At 29.0% G+C, this 22759-nt stretch carries 23 protein-coding genes and 1 other annotated feature; of the genes, 5 read left to right on the top strand and 18 right to left on the bottom strand.

Annotation, left to right across the window (positions count from 1 at the left end; genetic code table 11):
* Positions 1-263: 263 nt before the first annotated feature.
* Positions 264-469, top strand: a binding site (T-box leader).
* Positions 470-532: 63 nt separating this feature from the next.
* Together leuS and KQI30_RS07380 are read left to right on the top strand one after the other, a co-directional pair.
* Positions 533-2968, top strand: a complete 2436-nt coding sequence (gene leuS, locus KQI30_RS07385; protein WP_216462657.1) for a leucine--tRNA ligase — start codon at positions 533-535, stop codon at positions 2966-2968.
* 104 nt (positions 2969-3072) lie between these two features.
* On the top strand, positions 3073-3939 hold the full coding sequence (locus KQI30_RS07380; protein WP_216462656.1) for a DMT family transporter: 867 nt from the start codon (positions 3073-3075) through the stop codon (positions 3937-3939).
* Between the two features lie 195 nt (positions 3940-4134).
* Here KQI30_RS07380 and KQI30_RS07375 read toward each other — a convergent pair whose 3' ends face one another.
* Positions 4135-4935: a GTP pyrophosphokinase gene (locus tag KQI30_RS07375; protein ID WP_216462655.1), complete on the bottom strand. Its 801-nt coding sequence runs from the start codon at positions 4933-4935 to the stop codon at positions 4135-4137.
* A gap of 146 nt (positions 4936-5081) precedes the next feature.
* On the opposite strand from KQI30_RS07375, the gene KQI30_RS07370 reads away from it, so the two are divergent.
* Positions 5082-5882, top strand: coding sequence for a DUF2225 domain-containing protein (locus KQI30_RS07370; RefSeq protein WP_216462654.1), 801 nt, complete (start codon positions 5082-5084; stop codon positions 5880-5882).
* 85 nt (positions 5883-5967) lie between these two features.
* The gene (locus KQI30_RS07365; protein WP_216462653.1) at positions 5968-6933 is read left to right on the top strand and encodes a methyl-accepting chemotaxis protein; all 966 of its coding nucleotides are present in this window, start codon (positions 5968-5970) and stop codon (positions 6931-6933) included.
* Between the two features lie 91 nt (positions 6934-7024).
* On the opposite strand, the gene KQI30_RS07360 is transcribed toward KQI30_RS07365, so the two are convergent.
* The 8 genes from KQI30_RS07360 to KQI30_RS07325 form a co-directional block, all read right to left on the bottom strand.
* The gene (locus tag KQI30_RS07360) at positions 7025-7714 is read right to left on the bottom strand and encodes a metallophosphoesterase (protein ID WP_216462652.1); all 690 of its coding nucleotides are present in this window, start codon (positions 7712-7714) and stop codon (positions 7025-7027) included.
* A 4-nt stretch (positions 7715-7718) separates the two neighbouring features.
* Complete coding sequence (locus tag KQI30_RS07355; protein ID WP_216462651.1) at positions 7719-7985, bottom strand: EscU/YscU/HrcU family type III secretion system export apparatus switch protein; 267 nt, start codon at positions 7983-7985, stop codon at positions 7719-7721.
* 3 nt (positions 7986-7988) lie between these two features.
* A complete protein-coding gene (locus KQI30_RS07350; RefSeq protein ID WP_216462650.1) occupies positions 7989-9662 on the bottom strand; it encodes a hypothetical protein in 1674 nt (557 codons plus the stop codon).
* 127 nt (positions 9663-9789) lie between these two features.
* A complete protein-coding gene (gene tyrS / locus KQI30_RS07345) occupies positions 9790-11007 on the bottom strand; it encodes a tyrosine--tRNA ligase (protein ID WP_216462649.1) in 1218 nt (405 codons plus the stop codon).
* Positions 11008-11300: 293 nt separating this feature from the next.
* The gene (locus KQI30_RS07340; RefSeq protein ID WP_216462648.1) at positions 11301-11864 is read right to left on the bottom strand and encodes an ECF transporter S component; all 564 of its coding nucleotides are present in this window, start codon (positions 11862-11864) and stop codon (positions 11301-11303) included.
* Positions 11865-12409: 545 nt separating this feature from the next.
* Entirely contained in the window at positions 12410-12814 is a 405-nt protein-coding gene (locus KQI30_RS07335) for a CBS domain-containing protein (protein ID WP_216462647.1), read from the bottom strand.
* A gap of 204 nt (positions 12815-13018) precedes the next feature.
* On the bottom strand, positions 13019-14611 hold the full coding sequence (locus KQI30_RS07330; protein WP_216462646.1) for a peptide chain release factor 3: 1593 nt from the start codon (positions 14609-14611) through the stop codon (positions 13019-13021).
* Between the two features lie 29 nt (positions 14612-14640).
* Entirely contained in the window at positions 14641-15207 is a 567-nt protein-coding gene (locus KQI30_RS07325) for an AAA family ATPase (protein WP_216462645.1), read from the bottom strand.
* A gap of 194 nt (positions 15208-15401) precedes the next feature.
* Between KQI30_RS07325 and yidA the strand changes: the two genes are divergently transcribed.
* Positions 15402-16217 carry a sugar-phosphatase gene (gene yidA, locus KQI30_RS07320; protein WP_216462644.1) on the top strand — a complete coding sequence of 272 codons (816 nt, stop codon included), beginning with the start codon at positions 15402-15404 and terminating at the stop codon, positions 16215-16217.
* Between the two features lie 127 nt (positions 16218-16344).
* On the opposite strand, the gene KQI30_RS07315 is transcribed toward yidA, so the two are convergent.
* From KQI30_RS07315 to KQI30_RS07270, 9 genes are all read right to left on the bottom strand, one after another.
* Positions 16345-16482, bottom strand: coding sequence for a clostri-philic family protein (locus KQI30_RS07315; RefSeq protein WP_216462643.1), 138 nt, complete (start codon positions 16480-16482; stop codon positions 16345-16347).
* A gap of 58 nt (positions 16483-16540) precedes the next feature.
* Positions 16541-17398, bottom strand: a complete 858-nt coding sequence (locus KQI30_RS07310; protein ID WP_216462642.1) for a formate/nitrite transporter family protein — start codon at positions 17396-17398, stop codon at positions 16541-16543.
* 436 nt (positions 17399-17834) lie between these two features.
* Positions 17835-18419, bottom strand: a complete 585-nt coding sequence (locus KQI30_RS07305) for a hypothetical protein (protein WP_216462641.1) — start codon at positions 18417-18419, stop codon at positions 17835-17837.
* An 11-nt stretch (positions 18420-18430) separates the two neighbouring features.
* On the bottom strand, positions 18431-19297 hold the full coding sequence (locus KQI30_RS07300) for a hypothetical protein (RefSeq protein WP_216462640.1): 867 nt from the start codon (positions 19295-19297) through the stop codon (positions 18431-18433).
* 156 nt (positions 19298-19453) lie between these two features.
* Positions 19454-19687 (bottom strand): pentapeptide repeat-containing protein, encoded by a 234-nt coding sequence (locus KQI30_RS07295; RefSeq protein ID WP_216462639.1) that lies wholly within the window; start codon positions 19685-19687, stop codon positions 19454-19456.
* A 910-nt stretch (positions 19688-20597) separates the two neighbouring features.
* Entirely contained in the window at positions 20598-21065 is a 468-nt protein-coding gene (locus tag KQI30_RS07285; RefSeq protein ID WP_216462637.1) for a hypothetical protein, read from the bottom strand.
* A complete protein-coding gene (locus KQI30_RS07280; protein WP_216462636.1) occupies positions 21065-21328 on the bottom strand; it encodes a hypothetical protein in 264 nt (87 codons plus the stop codon). The genes KQI30_RS07285 and KQI30_RS07280 overlap by 1 nt, the downstream gene beginning before the upstream one ends.
* Before the next feature lie 644 nt (positions 21329-21972).
* Complete coding sequence (locus tag KQI30_RS07275; RefSeq protein ID WP_216462635.1) at positions 21973-22461, bottom strand: hypothetical protein; 489 nt, start codon at positions 22459-22461, stop codon at positions 21973-21975.
* A gap of 12 nt (positions 22462-22473) precedes the next feature.
* Complete coding sequence (locus KQI30_RS07270; protein WP_216462634.1) at positions 22474-22719, bottom strand: hypothetical protein; 246 nt, start codon at positions 22717-22719, stop codon at positions 22474-22476.
* Positions 22720-22759: the final 40 nt, after the last annotated feature.

The raw sequence follows: 22759 nt of genomic DNA, 5'->3' as shown, positions 1-22759 counted from the left end.
CTGTAAAATTTTGGAATCAGAATGAGCTTTATTAAAGTTACCCTTTTTTTAATAAGACAAACTAGAAAATTTCCAATTTTAAAGTTTTTTTATCTTGACATATTACCAGTCGTCTTTCTAGTTATCTTACTATAGTATTATACACTAATTTTTATTCTCAAAATAGTAAACTTTTATTGAATAAAATATTATTTCAAGAGAATTATATACTTCTTTTCCTTGACAATAAATATTATTTTATATAAAGTAATATTATAACTTTATATTAAGCATTGAAATGAAGTAGTAATGCTATCTTTCTTAGTTAAGAGAACTGTTGGTTGGTGCAAAACAGTAAGAAAAAGCATGAACTTATCATGGAGCTTGCTAATTTAAAAATTAGCACGGTAAAAGCCGTTATTTTGTAAGTGAAGTATATTTTTATACTTAACTAGAGTGGTACCGCGGAAGTATAGCTTTCGTCTCTAAATTTGAGACGAAAGCTTTTTTATGTTATCTATTAACTTTTATGATAAAAGGAGCGATTTAAAAAATGGAAAAATACTCAACTAAAATCGATGCCAAATGGCAAAAAAAATGGAGTGACGATGAAACTTATAAGTTTGATGGAAGTAATCTAGACAAAAAGTTATATGTTCTTGAAATGTTCTCTTATCCATCAGGAGCAAAACTTCATGCTGGTCACTGGTTTAACTATGGTCCTGTAGATTCTTGGGCTAGATTTAAAAGAATGCACGGATACAACGTATTTCAACCAATGGGATTTGATGCTTTTGGTTTACCTGCTGAAAACTATGCTATTAAGACAGGAATTCACCCAAAAGACTCAACATTTAAAAATATAAAAACAATGGAAGAACAATTAAAAGCTATGGGTGCTATGTTCAATTGGGAAAATGAAGTAATAACTTGTTCTGAAGATTACTATAAATGGACTCAATGGTTATTCCTAAAATTATACGAAAAAGGACTAGCTTATAGAAAAAATGCTCCAGTAAACTGGTGTCCTTCATGTAATACAGTTTTAGCTAATGAACAAGTAATTGATGGTGCTTGTGAAAGATGTAATTCTGAAGTAACTAAAAAGAATCTTACTCAATGGTTCTTTAAAATTACTGATTACGCTGATGAATTATTAGAAAAACTTGATACATTAGATTGGCCTGAAAAAACTAAAGCTATGCAACGTCACTGGATTGGAAAATCAAATGGAGCTGAAGTAACTTTTAAAGTTAAAGATAGCGATGTTCAATTTGATGTATTTACAACAAGAGTTGATACTTTAAACGGTGTTACTTATGTTGTTTTAGCACCAGAAAGTCCATTAGTAGATGAAGTAGTAAAAGATGAATATAAAGAAGAAATTGAAAAGTACAAAGATGCTACATCTAAGCAATCTGAAATAGAAAGACAATCTATTACAAGAGAAAAAACTGGTGTATTCACAGGTGCTTATGCTATTAATCCTATTAACGGAAAAGAAGTACCTATTTGGGTTGGAGACTATGTAATTGCATCATATGGTACTGGAGCTGTTATGGCTGTTCCTGCTCATGATGAAAGAGATTTTGCCTTTGCTACTAAATATGATTTACCAATAACAAGAGTTATCGAAGGTGGAGATCTTCCATTTACTGAATACGGACCACTTGTAAACTCTGGTGAATTTGATGGATTAAAAGGCGATGATGCTAAATTAGCAATTGTTAAAAAACTAGAAGAATCTAAAAATGGTTCTCTAAAAGTTAACTATAGATTAAGAGACTGGTTAGTATCTAGACAAAGATATTGGGGAGCACCTATTCCAGTTATCCATTGTGATCACTGTGGTGTCGTTCCAGTTCCTGAAAAAGATCTTCCAGTACAACTACCATACAATGTTGAATTTACTCCAGATGGAAAATCACCATTAGCTAAGTGTGATGAATTTATCAATACTACATGTCCTAAATGTGGTAAACCAGCTAAAAGAGATGCAGATACATTAGATACATTTGTATGTTCTTCTTGGTACTACTTAAGATATGCAGATCCACACAATAGTGAAAAACCATTTGATTCTGAAATAGTAAACAAGATGTTACCAGTTGATATGTATGTTGGTGGACCAGAACATGCTTGCATGCATCTTCTATATGCAAGATTTATAAATAAAGCATTAAGAGATATGGGATATCTAAACTTTGATGAGCCATTTACTTCATTAAAACATCAAGGTCTTATCCTTGGACCAGACGGATTAAAAATGAGTAAATCTAAAGGAAATACTATTTCTCCTGATGACTATATTAAAGAATATGGTGCAGATGTATTTAGATTATACTTAATGTTCGGCTTCCAATATGAAGAAGGTGGAGCTTGGAGTGATGAAGGTATTAAATCTATAAGCAAATTCGTTGAAAGAATGGAAAGAATTCTTGGAACAGCTTTAGATTCTATTAACTCTTTAGAAAATAATAAAGAAACAATGGATAAATTAGAAAAAGAACTTAATTTCGTTAGAAATCACACTATTAAGAGTGTTGAAACTGACACTGAAAAATTCCAATTTAATACTTCTATTGCAAGAATGATGGAATTTACAAATGCACTTTCTAAATATGTAAATGAAAAAGAAAAAAATCTTAGTTTCTTAAAAGAAACTTGTATAGACTATATTAAGTTACTTGCCCCATTTGCTCCTCACTTAGCTGAAGACCTTTGGGAAGCTTTTGGCAATACTGATTCTGTATTTAATTCAAAATACCCAGTATGCGATGAATCTGCCCTTGTTAAGGACGAAGTAGAAATCGCAATTCAAGTTAACGGCAAAATTAAAGCTAAAATTAACATATCAAGTGGTCTACAAGAAGAAGAGATTAAAGCTGCTGCTTTAGATAATGATTCTGTAAAAGCTGCTATTGGTGATAAAACAGTAGTTAAAGTTATCGTTATTAAAGGTAGATTAGTTAATATAGTTGTAAAATAACATTACGAGGCTGTCACAATGATGGATATCACTTCATTGTGAGCCTCTTTTTTTAGAATTCAATTTCTTCTGCGCTACTAAATTTATATTATATGGAGGGTTATATGAAAAATAAAAACTTAGCAATACTTTTACTCATAACTTCTGCACTAGGATTTGCTCTTATGAGTACTTTTGTAAAATTAGCCGGTGATGTTCCTTCAATGGAAAAGTCCTTTTTTAGAAACTTAATTTCATTTATAGTAGCTTTATTTATGATAATAAAAAATAAACAATCCTTAATTGGAAAAAAAGAAAATAGATTAGCACTTTTAGGTCGTAGCTTTGCAGGTACCTTAGGAATTATATTCAATTTTTATGCAATTAGTCATATGAATCTTTCTGATTCATCAATGTTAAATAAACTTTCACCATTTTTTCTTATACTTTTCTCATATTTGTTCTTAAAAGAAAAAATATCACTAACACAAATAACTGCTGTAGTTATAGCTTTTATTGGAAGCTTATTCATTATAAAACCATCTTTTAATATTGAAACAATCCCTTATTTAATTGGATTCACTTCTGGTGCTTGCGCTGGAGCTGCCTATACCTTTGTAAGATACCTAAGAGATAAAGAAGCCCCTTCTACTATTGTATTTGTATTTTCAACATTCTCACTAATAGTAACCGGATTCCTTATGTTATTTAATTTTAGACCTCTTACATTAACAGAATTTATTTACTTGTCACTAGCTGGTGTATTTGCATCTGTTGGACAATTTGCAATTACTAATGCTTACAAATATGCTCCAGCTTCAGAAATTTCTATTTTTGATTATACTAATATAATCTTTGCTACTATAATAGGATTCATACTTTGGGGTGAACTTCCTGATATCTTTAGCTATATTGGCTATGCTTTGATTCTAACAGCAGCATTATTTACTTTCTTTTATAATAAAAAATTATCCAATGTAACAAATTCTTAAAAAAATAGTTGTAGCAACAATATTCTTACATTGTGCTGCAACTATTTCTAATTATTATTTTTGATATGGTACTTACCAAATATGGCCCCTCCTTAATACTAATCTTCATATATTAGACTGAATATTTAATAAAAAGTTTCAAATTGTAACAAAAAAGATGTTACAAAACTTTATTATTCTGTAACATCTTTTCTATTAATATGATCTATGTTTATACATAGTAAGTGTTTTCTCTGTAGATGATAATAAATTAGTAAGATCTATTACTTCTCCATTTTCTAAAAATCTATCTAATTGTTCTCTATATCTTGCTGCCTCTATATGCTTTCCTAAATTAGTTAATGCTAATATATTGTCAGATATTCTTGTAACTAATGAAGATTTTATTTCAAATAACTTTTGTGCATCCATTATTTCGCCTTTTATAATTCTCATTTCTTCATCTAGTTTATATGCTGCATGAGCTGCATTTTTAAGTCTTTCTTTTACATCTTCAGGCAATGCCTTTCTATACTTATAATTTAATGAATGTTCAATTGTTGCCCAAAAATTCATAGCTAATGTTCTTATTTGAATTTCAGCTAAAATCATTTTAAGCCCTGTTGACATATTAACAGGATATTTTATTACTATATGATAGCTTCTATATCCACTTTCTTTTACATTAGTAACATAGTCTTTTTCATAAACAATTTGCATATCTTTTCTTTCTCTAATTATACTAATTACCGTCCATATATCATCAACAAATTGACACATTATCCTTATACCAGCTATATCCTCTAGCTCATATTCTATCCTATCAATAGGAATATCATATTTATTAACTTTTTCTAGTATAGAGTTTATCTCTTTTACTCTTCCCGTAACAAATTCTACCGGTGAATAATCATTTTTTTTTCTTAATTCAGTTCTTATACTTTTAAATTTAACCTTAAGCTCATTCACTGCTTGTTCATAAGGAAATAAAAAAGTTTTCCATTGTGTTATTGCCATAATTAAACCTCTTTATATTATGATAATTATATCTAACTACTATTATAATATATCATAACTAATAATAAAAATACCAATACTGTATTTTACATATTTTTTTGCTATAATATATGCATATTTAATTTTAATAACAAGGAGTGTTTTTAATGTCAAACACAAAAAACCTATTTCAAGGTCTAGATAAAATAGGTTTTAATAATACAGAAAATATCAGTATTTACAAAAAAGCAACTATAAAAAAAACTGAAACAAAAAAAACAGCCAATAAAATTATAGATCCATCAACATTGCTTTTTGATAGAACTATTGATTGTCCTGTTTGTCATACAAATTTTAAAACACCTTCTGTAAAAAAAGAAGGTTATAAAATCGATAAAAGAGATAGTGATTCTTTTATATACTATAAAGATATAAACCCTTATTTATACGATATAATATTATGCCCAAAATGTGGTTATGCAGCATTAAAAAATGATTTTTCTAAACTACGTAATTATCAAAGGATACATGTAATAAAAAATATTACCCCTAAATATATATCAAAAGAATATCCGCGATTATTAGATATTAATTCTGCTATAGAACGATATAAGCTAGCTTTACTGAACTCTGTATATATCGATTCAGCGGCATCTACCAAAGCAATATTATGCTTAAGATTAGGTTGGTTATATAGACTCACAAAATCCCATGATAATGAAAATTTATTCTTATCAAAAGCTGTAGAAGGTCTAGAATTTGCATATACAAACGAATCCTTTCCTATTTATGGAATGAATTCCTACTCTTTAGAGTACTTAATCGGTGAATTATATAGACGTATAGGCAATTTTGATGCATCTTTAAAATGGTTTTCTAGTCTCATAGTAAAAACAGGAGTAGATCCCAAACTTAAAGAAAAAGCTCGTTGCCAACGAGATTTAGCAAAAAACTCCATAAAAAAATAAGATTTTGTAATTTACAGTGAAGATTTTCTTTTTTTATTCGATAAAGTATATATAGTAATAAATTCTACAAAAACGGGAGGTAGCTATGTTATTTTCGAAAAAAAAGGACAACTCTACTTTTATTGAAGATACACCACTTACAAATTCAAATAATGATGAAATAAAGGAACTTTCTAGAGAAATACAAACTTCAGTAGCTTCTATAAAAAATAAGACTAAAAATTTATCAACAGAAGATATATATACTGCTGCAAGTAAAATTTCTGATTATACAAATACAGAATCTTCAGATTTAGACTCAACAATAGATTCTATGGACAAATTTAATAACGAAATGGAAGGATTATCTCAAAATATTAATGATGTTCACGGCTTAGTTATAAATACATCTAAACTTGCTGATGATGGTTTAACTAACATGAATACACTTGATTCTTCTTTAAACGAACTAAAAGATTCTTTCTCTACTTCCGCTTCAATAGTTTCAGATTTAGTTTCAAAAATAGAATCTGTTAACTCAATAACTGATTCTATAAGTCAAATTGCTTCTCAAACTAATCTTTTAGCTTTAAATGCTGCTATAGAAGCTGCAAGAGCTGGTGAAGCTGGAAAAGGCTTTGGTGTTGTTGCCGATGAAATCAGAAAATTAGCAGAAAGTTCTAAGAATGCTGTTGAAAATATAACAACAATATTAGATGAAATAAAGAAAGATATTATGAATACTTCTTCTGCAATGAATTCTGCTGGTGATGCTATTGAACTTCAAAATAATACAGTTCAAACTACAAAGGAAACTTTCACATCAATAAAAACTTCTATTGATGATACTGTTAGTCAAATTAAAAGTTCTGTTAACTCTGTTAACTCATCAACATCAGTTAGAACTGATATAGATTCAAAAGTTCACTCAATAAAAGACTCTTCTGAAAAATGTAACTTAGAAGTTAATTCTATACTATCAAGTATTGATAGCTTTAAAGATAATATAAAAGATATAACTTCTTCTTTAGATCAATTAACAAAGCAAACAAATTCATTATTAAATAAGTAAGTAGTAAAAAGCTGCCGCACATAAAAGTGCAGCAGCTTTTTAAAATAAAACATTACTAACAAATTTCTATTGATTAATGACTCAATCTTTTTTATTCAATTATCTTTATTGGATCGAAATCAATGAAATCACCAGAAGTTAATATATATTCACAAGATCCCACAACACCTTTAAATGCTCGTGATAACCCTTGACCATGAATATGTCCATATATAACTTTTTCTACGTTATATTCCTCTAGAATTTCTACAAGCTTTGTTCTATTGCCTTCCTCTAGTATCGGTGGATAATGTATCATTGCGATTAATTTTGTAAATCCTTTTTTTCTTGCATCCTCTAAAGACATTCTAAGTCTTAATAATTCTCTATTATATATTTTCTTATCATGCTCTGAAGCATTTTCTTCCTCTGCTATAATCCATCCTCTTGTACCACAAATACCATAATCTTCATAGGAAAAACTATTATTTTGAATAAATTTCATATTATCATACATTGAATTAAGCTTTGTTATACTGTTCCACCAATAATCATGATTTCCTTTAATAATAATCTTTTTCCCAGGTAACTTATTAATCCAATTAAGTTCTTCTATAGTTTCATCCATATTCATTCCCCATGATATATCTCCACCTATAAGAACTGTATCTTCATCAGTTATCTTTTTTCTCCAATTATCCTCTAACCTACTTACATGATTCTCCCACTTTGGTCCAAAAATATCCATAGGTTTATCCACATTAAAAGCTAAATGCAAATCCGATATTGCATATAAACTCAATCTATCATCCTCCTTTTTGTTCTCTATCTACATCCATTACATATGCTAATATCTCAGCAACTGCTTCGTATAACTCCTCCGGTATTGATTCACCGATATCTACATTACTTAACATATTAACTAATTCCTTATTATAAACTATCGGAACACTATTTTCATCTGCTGTAGATAGTATTTTTTCTGCAATTTTCCCGACTCCAGTAGCAGTGACAGTAGGTGCATCATTAGCCGCCTCATATTTTAATGCTACAGCTTTCTTTAAATTCTTCATATTTTAAACCCTCACATTTAACCCCTTACTATATTCTTCTTCTAATAAATCTATAACACTAGATACATCTGTCTTTTCTGTTCTTTCTGTAACATTAATAACTGGTGAATATCCTATTTCTCTTAATCTATCTACTAAAATATTCTTACTTTTTTCAATAACGCTAATGAACTCATCTTTTATCTTTAAATTAACATTTAGATTCTTATCCAAAACGCTAATAATTGCATCAACATCTCCCATATTGATTGTAGAAACAGACGCAAATAATCTTACATTCGATGAATCAATTTTTTTCCCTTTGCCTCTCTCATCTTTAACAATTAGCTTACAATCATAAGTATCCTCTTTAACTTTAACGGGAACATCTAGTATATACATTTCCTTACTTAAGTTATTAAACACTTTTATAGCAGTAAATTGATCCTTAAATGTAGTGACTACCTTATCAACATCAACATTTTCTTTTAATAAAGATTTAACTAAGTCCTTTATATCTTTACTTTGCAGCTCAATACTTTCTTTTATGTTTTCCTTATTAGATTTTAGCTCTAATACATCATCTTTAAACTTGTCTAAAATAAAATCTTTAAATTTACTAATAATTTCTTTCTCATCATTATTAAATTCATTACTATTTAATTTATCTAAAATTTTCTCTATAGGCTTATCAATTATGTCTTTTAGACTCGATTTTAAAAATTCATTGATATTACCCTTATCTTCATTATTATTTGTATTTATAAATTCTTTAATACTATCTTCTATTTTATCTTCGCTAAAATACTTCTCAAATACATTTATTTTTTTTATATCATTAACTATCTCTTTAGAGTTTTGATTATTAGTATTAGTTATTATTTCTGATTTTTCATTAATATCCTTTAAAGACAAATAGCTTTGACTCTTATCATTACTTTCAATTAAATCTATATCCTTTTTAAAATTTTCTATTACTTCTCCATCTTTAAAAATAGAATCTTTTAAATCACTTAAGGTTTTTATAACTCCATTATCTTTTTTAATAACATCTAACGCCTTAATATTTTCCTCATTAAAATCTATACCGCTATTTTTTAATAATAAAATATCATCGTCAGTCAAATTTTTAAATTTTTCAGTAAATCCCTCTAATGCCTTTACTATATTCTTTCCTTCTATAGAATCTTTAGAAATATCCTTACTTATTAAAAATTTGTTTATAAATTCACTTGACTCTTCATTATTATTTATTAATCTATTTCTAAAGTTTATTAAACTTTTTATATCTGATACATTTTCCTTAGTTAAAGGTATATTATGTTTTAACAAAGATTTTATAAAACTCATATCTTCCTTGTTAAGCCCAATACTCTTAAGATTAAAACCCTCTTCGATAACTTCTTCGTTAGAATCTTTTTTATAATCAGTTTCAAAATTATCTATTACTTGTAATTTTAATTTACCATTAGAGTATCCAACTACTTTTAAAAAAGCTTCTTTATCAAAATTTTCTTCTACATTTCCTTCAAATAATGCTTCAAACATCCATCCATCTTTTAGCTCTACTACAATTTTACCTGATGAATCTGTCTTTATCTTTCCATTAAAAATATCACCCTTTGAAAATGATATCTTTTTTTCATTAATTCCAGTATTGCTACTATTTAGTCTATTTAAATTTGATATATTTGCCATACTCTCACCACCTTAGCTCATTAATTATTTATCGTAAATTTATCTATATTACTTTATAATAGTGATTAATAATGACAAATAAACAAGATAAAGGAACTCATAAATGAATTCCTTTATCAAAATAAACTTACTCTATTTCTACTTTATAGAAGTTTTTCTTACCTCTTTTAACCATCATATGTCCATCTTCAAACATTTCTTCTACAACTGCAAAGAATGGATCAGTAACTTTTTCACCATTTACTGAAATTCCACCTTGTTGTATAAGTCTTCTACCTTCTGATTTTGATGGCACTATCTTTGTTTTAGCAATAACTTCTAATATACCTTGACCTAAATCATCTTTAGATATTTTAACAGTTGGTACATTATCTAAATTTATTCCGCCTCCAAATAATGCTTCTGATGCTTCCTGAGCCTTCTTAGCTTCTTCTTCTCCATGAACAAGCTTTGTAACTTCAAATGCTAATATCTTCTTAGCTTCATTTATTTCTTTATCTTTAAGAGCACCTAATCTTCTAACTTCATCCATTGGTAAGAATGTTAATAATGCTAAGCATTTTTCAACATCTGCATCACCAACATTTCTCCAATATTGATAAAATTCATATGGAGAAGTCTTTTCTGGATCTAACCATAATGCTCCATTCTCAGTTTTACCCATTTTCTTTCCTTCAGAATTAGTTAACAATGTACATGTCATTGCAAAAGCTGGCTTTCTTTCCTTCTTTCTTATTAAATCAACACCAGCAATCATGTTTGACCATTGGTCATCTCCACCAAGTTCCATCATACAATTATACTTTTGATTTAAAACTAAGAAGTCATATCCTTGCATTAACATATAGTTAAATTCTAAGAATGTAAGACCTGTTTCCATTCTTTGTTTAAAACATTCCGCTGTAAGCATTCTGTTAACAGAGAAATGAACACCAATATCCCTTATAAACTCTACATAATTTAAGTTTAAAAGCCAATCTGCATTATTTACAATTAATGCTTTATCATCTTCAAAATCAATAAATCTTCCCATTTGTTTCTTTATTGAATCAACGTTATGTTGAATTTGCTCTGCTGTAAGCATTTTTCTCATATCAGTTTTTCCTGAAGGATCACCAATCATTGCTGTTCCCCCACCGATTAAAGCTATTGGTCTATGCCCTGCCTTTTGCATGTGTGCCATAAACATCATAGCTATAAAATGTCCTACATGTAATGAATCCGCTGTTGGATCAAAGCCTATATAAAAAGTTATTTTTTCCTTATCTAATAACTCTCTTGTTTCTTGTTCATGAGTAAATTGTTTTATGTATCCACGTTCTAATAGTGTATCAATAACACTCATCGAAACTCCTCCTTGTATCATATATTGTTCTATACCTCATATTAGTATATCCCTATTACACCGCAATTGTCAATTAACAATTATACTTAAAATTTAGCGTAGAAAACTGTTATATTTAGGTGTTGTTATTCTTTGATATCACTCCACCATTACCTAATTAGAACAGATACTAATATAAATATCTAATTATAAAATAAGTGCGATGATACCAAACGCTAATATCATCGCACTTATTTTATAAGAAATTCCGCAGGAATTTTCACCTTAATTGCAAATTGTGAATTCAAATAATTTTATCTTTTCTTAACTTTATTTAAAGCAACTCCTAATGGCAATGCTATAACTATACCAAGTACTACTTGAATTATATTTCCTGGTATTCCTTCTGTATTAGCAATTAAACTTGTTACAAGCCCTACATTTTTTGTAGTTAATATTGTTATTATAGCTCCACCTATCCAATATATAACTATCATATATATACCAGAAATAATACCACCAATTATATTAAACTTAACTGATTTTCCTTCTCTCTTATTACCATTAATAAACAATCCAGCAATAAGTGCCATTCCACCTTTTGCAATTACTGTTACAGGTGCCCATATTGCATATGGACTTAAAAGATCAAACATCCCCATACCAAGCGCTGATGCTATTGTTCCTCTCCTAGTTCCTATCATGATAACAGCTAAATAAAGAGCTGCATCCCCTAAATGTACTAAAATTTTAGGCCCTATACCCATTGTTGGAAAAGGAAAGTGTGTTGAATATGTTACTACAAATATTAATGCAGCAAAAATACCTGTAAGTACCAAATCATAAGTTTTTCCTCTTCTTGCTAAACCTTTCTCCATATTTCCCCTCCATATTCTTATTTCTATAAATTTTCTATTAATTAAAAGTTCACTTTCTATTATATTTCACCACATACATTTTGCAACTGTACCCATACATTTATGAATAATGTATGTTATTTTAGGTTACTATATTTTTAGCAAATTATTTTTAGGAGGCATACAATGAAAATATTACTATTCTTATTAGTATTATTTCTATTTTCAATTTTTACTTTATTATTCTTTTCCAACTTCTTTATATTAATTAATGTCGTTCTTTCACTAGGACTTATTCTATTAATTTATGAATCTCTTTATAATATAAAAAAAAATTATTAGCAAAGCTAATAATTTTTTTATTATAGGATATACTAAACTATGTAAAAGAACTTTAATTCTTTTACAACCTCAACATTCCATTACTAATTCTATGAATAGATTTAATAAATCAAAATATGTTTCATTTAGGCCTTATCTAGAACACACAAAAGATCATGGAGTTAAAACTCTTATATTACATAAATCTAAAACTAAAGATAAAATAGATAAGGCTATATTCCCCATTACTTCTTTATTTTTTCATAGCAATAGTTAATTATATCACTTCTCTTTATTATCCCTATAAAAATTCCATCATCATCTACTATAGGAATAAAATTTTGAGTAATAGCCTTTGAAATTAAATCTTCAATTTCTGCATTTATAGAAACAGGATGATTAATAAATCTTCTTGAAATATCCTTTATTGAAACCTTTTCTGTATTTTTGAAATCTAACCCAGGAGTATTTTTAAGTTTCCATAATAAATCCCCTTCTGTTATTGTTCCAACATACTTACCTTCATTATCTATCAGTGGAATTGCCGTATATCTATGATATTCCATTCTCTCAAGTACTTGTCTCATTGTTGCATCTATTTTTTCATAAATAACTTCCGTTTTGGGAGTAAGAAAAAAAGCTACATTCACTATAATCCCCTACCTTTAAGTTGTTTTATATACTATATTATACGTTGTTTTAAAACACTTGTCAATATTCTACCCCTTCTATTCTACTTTACCATATATTATAAATCATTTCACCCTGTCAAAGTTAACAAAATTATATTTAAAAATAAAAAAAGCAAATTACTCTCATCACTAATATGATGAGAAAATAATTTGCTTAATATATTATTCTTCGCTTTTACCTATATCTGATAAAGTTAATCCTTCATTATGCTCTAAAGCCCATGATATTGCCCAATCACTTTGGAATAAAAGAATTGGTCTTTCTTTTAAGTCATTAACTAACTTAGTATCAGATGTAAGTGATAACTTATCTAGTGGAGTTTCAGTATTTTCAATCCATCTTATGCTTCTAAATGGAAGTCTTTCCATCTTAATATCTACATTATATTCATTTTTCAATCTATACTCTAAAACTTCAAATTGTAGAACACCAACAACTCCTACAATTATCTCTTCCATACCAATACGTAATTCTTTAAATACCTGAATAGCACCTTCTTGTGCTATTTGAGTAACACCTTTTACAAATTGCTTTCTCTTCATAGTATCTACAGGTCTAACCCTTGCAAAGTGTTCCGGTGCGAATGTAGGAATACCTTCAAATTTGAACTTATCACCTACACAAAGTGTATCACCTATTGAAAAAATACCTGGATCAAATACACCGATAATATCACCAGCATATGCTTCATCTATAATTTCTCTATCTTGAGCCAAGAATTGTTGTGGTTGTGATAACTTCACTTTAGTATTCTTTTGAACATGTTTAACTTCTAAACCTTTTTCAAATTTTCCTGAACAAATTCTCATAAATGCTATTCTATCTCTATGTGCTTTATTCATATTAGCTTGAATCTTAAAGATAAATGCTGAAAATGGTTCATTATAAACATCAATCTCACCTTTAGATGAATTTCTAGCAAGTGGTGGTGGTGTAAGCTTTAAGAATTCCTTTAAAAATGGTTCTACACCAAAGTTTGTTAATGCAGATCCAAAGAATACTGGTGTTAATCTTCCTTCTCTAACAGCTTCTAAGTCAAATTCATCTCCAGCCATATCAAGTAGTTCTATATCTTCTTGTAACTTTTCATGAAGATGTCCGCCTAAAACATCATCAAACTCAGCATCTCCAAGATGTCCCTCTATTGTTTGAGCTTGAGTAGAACCATGGTTTCCACCATCGAAAGCTATAATTCTTTCTCCAACTCTATCATAAACACCTTTAAACTCTTTTCCGCTACCTATAGGCCAATTCATTGGATATGACTTTATTCCAAGTTCCTTTTCTAATTCTTCTAAAAGTTCAAATGGATCTTTAGTCTCTCTATCCATCTTATTTACGAAAGTGAATATAGGAATTTCTCTTAATGAACATACATTAAATAATTTTCTTGTTTGATCCTCTATACCTTTTGCACCATCAATAACCATTACTGCTGCATCTGCTGCCATTAATGTTCTATAAGTATCTTCTGAGAAGTCTTGGTGTCCTGGTGTATCTAATATATTTATTTTAAATCCATCATAACTAAATTCTAATACTGAAGAAGTAACAGATATACCTCTTTGTTTTTCAATTTCCATCCAGTCAGATACTGCATGCTTAGATGCCTTTCTTGCTTTTACTGATCCAGCTTCTCTTATAGCTCCTCCATATAAAAGTAACTTTTCAGTAATAGTAGTTTTACCTGCATCCGGGTGAGATATAATTGCAAAGGTTCTTCTTCTATCAATTTCACTCTTTATATTACTCAAACCGCTTTCATCCTTTCTTATCTTAATAACTATTTTTCATCCTTTTTTAAATCTAAAATATCTATAATTTTTTCCGTTCTTTCTTTTGTTGTTCCATCTATTTCTCGATAAGTTATATTCTCACTATCTAAAAATGCTTTTATTGCATTATCAACAGCTAATGCAGTTTCTTCATCTTGCCATCTAACTCCATCTCTTTCATATCCGAATTCTCTTGGAAGAAAAAATATATAGTCATATTTTCCTATATCATTTAAAGCTAAATTATATAAATCTTTGAGAATTTCTATTTCTTTTACAGTACGCTTTTTATTTCCTAACATGAACCTACCATAAATATATGGTAAAAATGTAGCATAATCAGTAAGAGCATACTCATAAACACTTAACTGATTTTCTCTTTTTAATTGGCCTAGATATATTCCATACTGTTCAGAGATAGTTTCTATCATACCTTTATCTCTTAAATAATCAGTTGAATATTCTGTAGCAAAACCTACATCTTTGCCCATTATCTTCATATCTACATATAATTGTTGTATCAATGTAGTTTTTCCACATCTTGGTCCACCTAATATGGCAATTCTTGTAGTCATATTTTTTCCTCCTCGCCCAACAACAAACTTCATTATATCAAATAACTATAGCTATTTTCAATGGATTTTTACACTTATCTTTATAACATTATAAATATAGAATTTTTTTATGAAAATACGATATATTTTCTCTTATTATTTATATTTAGATGATATAATTATTATAAACTTGTTAAACATAGGAGGAGTCATTTATGTATAAACTAATAGCCCTTGATATGGATGGGACTCTTTTAAGAGATGACAAAACTGTATCTCCAGCTGTTAAAGAAGCAATCGCTAAAGCAAAAGCTAAAGGAGTAAAAGTAGTATTATCAACAGGAAGACCTATAAATGGAATACGCAAATACTTACAAGAGCTTAATCTTCTAGAAGATGGTGACATCGCTTCATCTTTCAACGGTGGACTAGTTCTTGAAACTAAAACTGAAAATGTAATATATCAATGCCATATGCCAAAAGAATCTTTTGAAGAATTATACAACTTATCACAAGAATTAAATATACACATCCATGCTTTAACAAAAGATGCTGTATTAACACCAAATAAAGATATCTCAAAATATTCTGTTTTAGAAGCTTTCATGAATGATATCTATCTATATTATGAAGATAGTTCAAAATTAGTTGGTAGTGAAGATTATATTAAGATAATGTTCATAGATCATCCTGAAAAACTAGATAAGGCAATCGAAAAGCTTCCTTCATGGTTATATGAAAAATATAATGTGGTAAGAAGTGCAGAACACTTCCTTGAAATATTACCAAAAGAAGTGGACAAAGGCTTAGGTTTAGTTATGCTTGCAGAAAAACTTGGAATCGACATAAAAGAAACTATCGGTGTTGGTGATGCTGGTAATGATTTGAATCTTATCAAGTCAGCTGGTCTTGGTGTAGCTATGGGCAATGCTTTTGACTTTGTAAAAGAAGCTGCTAATTATGTTGCTAAAACTAATGAAGAAGATGGCGTTGCTGAAGTCATTAATAAATTTATATTAGAAGAACAATAGAGGTTTGTGATATCAAACCTCTTTTCTAAAAGCTTCTTCTGTATATTTCCCTGTTATATCAATAAAATCATTTCTTTTATAAAAACAGGGCACTGCATACTTTATTGCAAAACGCCCTGTTCTATCCCTATTCTATAGGATTTCCATTAAAATCTTCATACCCTGAACTCTTTTTAGGATTTCCTACGTTATTTTGATTTTCATGAAGTTTTTGTCTTCTTGTTCCTTTTTGCATTGGGTTAGATGACCCTTGCTTATTAACCATAAAAATCACATCCTTTCCTTAGGTAGTTTACACCGAGGAAAGTTTTTTATGTATTATGCTACGCTGTTTCCTTTTCTGATTTTTTATTCTCCATAAGATTTCTATTTCTATTTAAATATACTGCCCAATAAACTAAACCAACACAAAGTCCACCTATTATATTTCCTATAGTCGCTGGTATTAAATTATTAGTTATAAATGTCCCCCAGCTTAACTTATCTACATTAACACCTAATTCAACTGCCTTATTAAGATACTGAGGATTATTAAGTGCAAAAATACCTGCTGGTATAAAGTACATATTGGCAATACAGTGTTCAAATCCACAAAAAATCATAAAAGCTACTGGTAAAAATAATCCTATAACTTTCCCAGCAGCATCCTTTGCTGCTGATGCAATCCATACTGCTATGCATATTAAGAAATTGCACATTATACCAAGTGCTAAAACTGATACAAATGGTAATGATACTTTAGCCACTGCTGTTTTTATTGTCATAGCACCTAAAAGTCCTGATGATAAATCCCACTGTTTACCAATTGATAATATCCACACAACTAAAATTGAACCAACAAAATTACCCAAATACACTATAATAAGATTCTTAATCATTCCACTCCATTTTGATTTTTTCTCTAGACACGAAATAGAGATTAACATATTTCCTGTAAATAGCTCTGATCCCGCAAGAATGACCATTGTTAATCCACAAGGAAAAAGTACTCCTCCTATCAATTTTGATAAAGAAGCATTACTAATAGCATGAGTTGCTACCCCTACTCCTGATCCAGCAATAGCAATAAAAGCACCTGCCATCATTGCTAATAAGAATATTTTTATAGGCTTCTCTGTAGTCTTTTTGAGTCCAATATTAATAAAATTTGAAGCATTCTCTGCTGGTGTAAAAAATCCCAAATTCCCATCCCCTTTATAACGGTATTTTGTATTTATAAGTAATATGATACACTTTTTAGCTTTTAGTTTCAATTATTGGATTATTGTATGTTTTATCATTAGGCAATGAATATGTTTCTCCATAGGCATCTACTGCTACGCCTTTAGGGTTCAATCTATTTACTATATCATCTATGTATCTTCCTAGCGCTATTAAATCATCTTTTGCTTTTCCACTTAGTGCTCTAAAACAATTTCTTAATTCATCACTTATTCTTAGAATACTTTGCTAAATTTACTTCCTAAACCTTTTGCAGCCTTTCCTAATCCGTGGAAAATACCTCCATATATAATTTATTAATACCATCTATATTCATATATTTTATTTGAAGATAACTATATTTTTCAAAAAAACACTTCTGAATTTAATCAGAAGTGTACTAACTACTTTATATATTTAATCAATCTGATTTAACTTTTCAAGTATTTTATTTCCTTCTGTATAATTAGATATTTGTATAAAAAAATCTTCTACAAAACCATTAATCACCTGTTGAAATAAAGAAATATCCACATAATATATACCCTTAGGATTTATGAAATTTATTCCATCATATAAAACTGAATTATCCCACTCTACTTCTATTTTATCATTAACTCTTCTAAATAAAATGTCTGGTAAATACGAACCTCCTCTATTAGAATACCATGAATGCCTAAAATACCACTCTTGCCTTTTTTCAAACCATTCATCAAACTCATCAGCATCATCTGAATCAAACTCTCCACTTTTATTATAGAATTCTATAGAAGTTTCTGCTTTAACTTGTAATGGAAATCCAATTTCATTTATTATGTTATCCTTATTTTTGCATAACCATTCTATAACGTACACTAAATCCCACTTATATTTATAAATTTCACCATCTTTCAAAAAATTACATACAGATTTATTATCTACCCAAACTTCTAAACTTCCATTATTAGAGTTATACAATTCATATTCTATTGCAAATACATTTTTTATTCCAAAACATTTCATATTTATCACCTCTAGTTATTTTTAATAAAATTTTTATATTGAACCTTTGTAATTTTACCATCTTTAAGCATTTGTCTTAATACATCCACCGGTACCTCTTTTGCTGGATTTTCAACTAAATATGAATGCCATCCATTTACTGTATCTGGCTGAAACTTAATTAATTTGCCATCATAGAAATTATACAACTGTTTGTTTTTAGATGATGAATATGCAGTATCTAATAATTCTTGTCCTGTCTTTATATCTGGAATTGGATTTGGACTTCCCCATCCTGAAATTGGGTCATGTTTTGGACTTGGTTGATAAACACGATTACCTACCGAATCATATCCATGCCCAACAATATAATTTATAAAGTCCTCAAAAGTACTTTTATCATTAGGCAATGAATATTTTCCTCCATAGGCATCTACTGCTACGCCTTTAGGGTTCAATCTATTTACTATATCATCTATGTATCTTCCTAGCGCTATTAAATCATCTTTCGCTTTTCCACTTAGTGCTCTAAAACAATTTCTTAATTCATCACTTATTCCCGGGAATGCTTTGCTAAATTTACTTCCTAAACCTTTTGCAGCCTTTCCTAATCCGTGGAAAATACCTCCTGTAGCTGCTCCTATCATTCCATCAAAAATTAGTGTTCCTATATCTATTTTACGATCCTGAATTAACTGCCTCAAGACACTTTCAAAGGATCCTGTGACTCCACCAAATAACATCTTACCTGTCAGTGTGCTTAAAGAAACACCTAGTTTTTCAAAAACTCCTCCCATTACTGCTCCCGATATTGCTCCTATAATTGCTTCTCGTACTCCAGTAAATATATAATCCGACATACTACTTACTTCGCCACTAATCATATCTGATGCAGCCATTGTTCCTATAACATAATCTTATTATAGTATCTCAATTATTATTTTTATGCAGTTAATTAATACTTTATAATGCATTCAAATAAGTATTACATATATGCAAATTTATTCTCTCAAAAGTTTGGGTAATATTTAAAATTACAATATACTTTAATTTCATTAATCTAATAAGCTCCTGCTTAATAAGCATTGTACAGCTTGATTACCTTCTATAATTATTGGATTTTCTCTTGTTCCGACATCAATGCTTTTTATAGTCGCCTCTAATATTCCTTTAACTCCACTTAATTTTGCTCCATTTATTAAAACTCCTTCAAATGTTGTTGAACTAACATCTGCATTAATTAATATTGCTTTTCTAAAATCTGCGTCATAAAAACCTGAACCTATCAATATAGCATTTTTAGTCTTATAATTAAACTTTACTTCTATTTCATCTATTTTTGAAATAATTTTTTCAACTTTACTTACTCCCTAGTATGTTAAGCTATTATAGGAATCACTTCTAAAGCCTTTATTTGCTTAATCCTCCCAAAGTAATATAACGATGTTTAATCATCTAATTTTGAGGCAATAATTTCTCGTATAGATAGAGGATGTCCTCCGCCCCCTTGAAATTTAATTTCCGTCCCTGAGACTGAGAACCTCATCTCTACGAGATGTTACGAATAAGCTGGATGTTGGTTATATTTATTATAATTCTTCTTATGTCTAACTAAGTTGTAACTCATAGAGGATTTAAGGACTATCTATAAAATCAACTTATTTGGAGGTTTTATTATGTATATTGCTGGTATTGATATCGGAAAATTTACTCATAAAGTAACTATTATTGATACTAATGGTACAATTATTAAGAAAACTTTTAAAATTACTTTTTAAGACTACTTTCAACAACTTATCATTTTTTCTGTTAAGTAGTGACTTTTCAGCCTTGATTTTCCTTGATCTGCTAACCTTATTTTATCAAGCCTCATCTTTAATTTCTACATTAGATAATTTACATAAACAAAAAATACCGTTGTAATTGAAGTATCGGTATTTCAGTTACAACGATATTTTCTTTAACTTTTAAGTTGAAAAGGAGATAGGGTGGCAAAGTATTTAAAAAGTATTTTTAGTTTCATCAACTAGAATTTACTTTTTAAATTTATCTACCACTCTCCCACCTTTGCCCTCTATCCACTTCATTATTAAAATTATGTGGACATTCACTATTCATGTATTCTTATAATACTATAATATCTTCAAAATAAACATTTTTACACAGTTAGTTTTTTTATTTTTTGCATTTAGATTTATTCTATTCTCTCTGTTCTCTACATAAACTATTATATCTTGCAAATGCAGGATATACATCCCAATTCCCTTCAACACTAAAGTTACCTTCCTTTTGCACCACTTCTCCTGTTATTTCATTTTTTTCACTCATAATTGTATTTCCATCCTGTAAAAAAGTAAAATGCATAGTGCTTAAAACTTTTTCGCTCTCTCCATCATACTCCCAGTATGATGACTCATTTAGGAAAAGTTTATTTTTTTCAACCTCTTTAAATGAATAATATAAATAGTTTCTTTTATATTTATCTAAAAAGTAGACACTTACCCATGCTCCAGCTACATTAATTATATACTTCTCTACATCATTTTCAACAATAATAGCAGTATAACTTTTTCTCTCAGCATGCCTCTTACAAGCTTCATCTTCACTTATATACTTATGAGCTTCTTTATAGAATAATGACCATCTTTCACAATATCTTATTTCCACTACTTATACACCTTCCCTTCGACATCTCTTATTACTATGTGCAATTCTTTTGCCTTCTCTAAAACTTTTGCCGGAATATCATATTTTTGTACTGGGATTTCTAATATCATTTGACCTTCTAACGTTAATCCACCTAATTCTTTTGGATTAAAGGCCCCATTAATTATTTCTGTTCCTGGCGAATATTTTTTATCTAATTCATTTAGATAAGATATAGCCGTTTCTTCCTTAATTTCTCCTAGTTGTGTAAACTTTCTTGACACTATCTCTGAGTTTCTGTTATATGAATCTACTCTAAATTCACTTCCATCTTTAGTTACTCTTACTTCATTATACTCATATCTAGGTCTATTGTCTTTATTAAATTGATTTCCTTGGTTAAATCTTTCCTTAAGCCAATCTGGAAGTCCTTTTTTAACTTGCTTAGTCTTAGCTTGTGTATCCCCCTTGGGGCAGAGTCTGTCTTTTCTATAAATCTAGTGTTTTCAATACCTTACACTATTTTTCAGCTATTTCTAATTACTTACCATTTTTAGTGTTATGTAGCTACTTTTTCACCCTTAATTTTCCTTAATCTGTTAATCTAATTTTATCATGCTACATCTTTAATTTCTACATTAGGTAATTTACATAAACAAAAAAAATACCGTTGTAATTGAAGTATCAGTATTTCATTTACAACGATATTTTCTTTTACTTTAGGTTGAAAGGGGATAAGGTGGTAAAGAATTTTAGAAAGTATTTTTAGTTTCATCAACTAGAATTTACTTTTTCATTTTATCTACCACTCTTCCCCCTTTGCCCTCTATCCACTGCATTATTAAAATTATACAGTATTTATTTTTCTCACCTTGATTGATTTAGATAATTTGCTATGTTTTTATTCTTTATGCAGTTAACAGATATTTTATTTTGCATCCTCTTTCGGGCTTAATTTATATATATCGCAATTATCTATATTAAATTCATTAATTATATCTAATGCTTTTTGAGAAACTACAAGATAGGATTTATCTGAAAAATTAAAATCTTCTCCTGTCCACTCTGTATAACTTTCATATTTTATAGCAACCCTTCCCTTTGGAATCAGCCTTTTAAATTTAGGTAACTCTCTTTCCGGATACATTTCAATAAATTCATCACTTAATGAAATTTCTACACTCTGAAATTCATATCCTACTAGCTTACTTTCTTCAATCTTTCTCTTTAGTTCTTCTGTTACTATAAAACATGGCGTACTTTCTATGATATCATCACCCAACCATCCTGAAAATATAAAATGTAACTTAGATATTTCTGGCTTAGCGCCTGTATATCTTATATCTTCAAAATTGTCATATATAGTATTTTCTCCTATTTCTCCTGCTACTTCTGGTTCTAACATATATAAATACATACTCATCATCTCCTATTTTAGTGGTGGATTAAATAAATCCCCGTATTTTTTATCAATTTCTAATCTTTTATTTAGTAACTGTTCTTTAGTCGGATTAGGAAATTCTTTATAAAATCTATTCCACTCTTTTCTTATTTTAGATAAATGTAAATCAGAATTTATTTCTTTTGGAATCCCCCTTAAATTTTCTAATGAATGCATCTCGAATTCTGTAAATAATCCTTTTGTCTGAGGTTTTCTTAATACTTGTTGTTCCATACCATGATGAACTACTACCTTTCCCTTTAAATCAGGATAT

The organism is Clostridium bornimense (assembly GCF_018917145.1).
Taxonomy (GTDB): domain Bacteria; phylum Bacillota; class Clostridia; order Clostridiales; family Clostridiaceae; genus Clostridium_AN; species Clostridium_AN bornimense_A.
This window is presented reverse-complemented; position numbering and strand designations above follow the sequence as displayed.

Excerpts from the sequence above, each read along its gene's own strand:
- KQI30_RS07300 (WP_216462640.1), bottom strand. The coding sequence starts at position 19,297 with ATGGCTGCATCAGATATGATTAGTGGCGAAGTAAGTAGTATGTCGGAT.
- KQI30_RS07365 (WP_216462653.1), top strand. The coding sequence starts at position 5,968 with ATGTTATTTTCGAAAAAAAAGGACAACTCTACTTTTATTGAAGATACA.
- KQI30_RS07340 (WP_216462648.1), bottom strand. The coding sequence starts at position 11,864 with ATGGAGAAAGGTTTAGCAAGAAGAGGAAAAACTTATGATTTGGTACTT.
- KQI30_RS07380 (WP_216462656.1), top strand. The coding sequence starts at position 3,073 with ATGAAAAATAAAAACTTAGCAATACTTTTACTCATAACTTCTGCACTA.
- KQI30_RS07375 (WP_216462655.1), bottom strand. The coding sequence starts at position 4,935 with ATGGCAATAACACAATGGAAAACTTTTTTATTTCCTTATGAACAAGCA.
- yidA (WP_216462644.1), top strand. The coding sequence starts at position 15,402 with ATGTATAAACTAATAGCCCTTGATATGGATGGGACTCTTTTAAGAGAT.
- KQI30_RS07270 (WP_216462634.1), bottom strand. The coding sequence starts at position 22,719 with ATGGAACAACAAGTATTAAGAAAACCTCAGACAAAAGGATTATTTACA.
- KQI30_RS07355 (WP_216462651.1), bottom strand. The coding sequence starts at position 7,985 with ATGAAGAATTTAAAGAAAGCTGTAGCATTAAAATATGAGGCGGCTAAT.
- KQI30_RS07275 (WP_216462635.1), bottom strand. The coding sequence starts at position 22,461 with ATGTATTTATATATGTTAGAACCAGAAGTAGCAGGAGAAATAGGAGAA.
- tyrS (WP_216462649.1), bottom strand. The coding sequence starts at position 11,007 with ATGAGTGTTATTGATACACTATTAGAACGTGGATACATAAAACAATTT.
- KQI30_RS07350 (WP_216462650.1), bottom strand. The coding sequence starts at position 9,662 with ATGGCAAATATATCAAATTTAAATAGACTAAATAGTAGCAATACTGGA.
- KQI30_RS07305 (WP_216462641.1), bottom strand. The coding sequence starts at position 18,419 with ATGAAATGTTTTGGAATAAAAAATGTATTTGCAATAGAATATGAATTG.
- KQI30_RS07325 (WP_216462645.1), bottom strand. The coding sequence starts at position 15,207 with ATGACTACAAGAATTGCCATATTAGGTGGACCAAGATGTGGAAAAACT.
- KQI30_RS07315 (WP_216462643.1), bottom strand. The coding sequence starts at position 16,482 with ATGGTTAATAAGCAAGGGTCATCTAACCCAATGCAAAAAGGAACAAGA.
- leuS (WP_216462657.1), top strand. The coding sequence starts at position 533 with ATGGAAAAATACTCAACTAAAATCGATGCCAAATGGCAAAAAAAATGG.
- KQI30_RS07370 (WP_216462654.1), top strand. The coding sequence starts at position 5,082 with ATGTCAAACACAAAAAACCTATTTCAAGGTCTAGATAAAATAGGTTTT.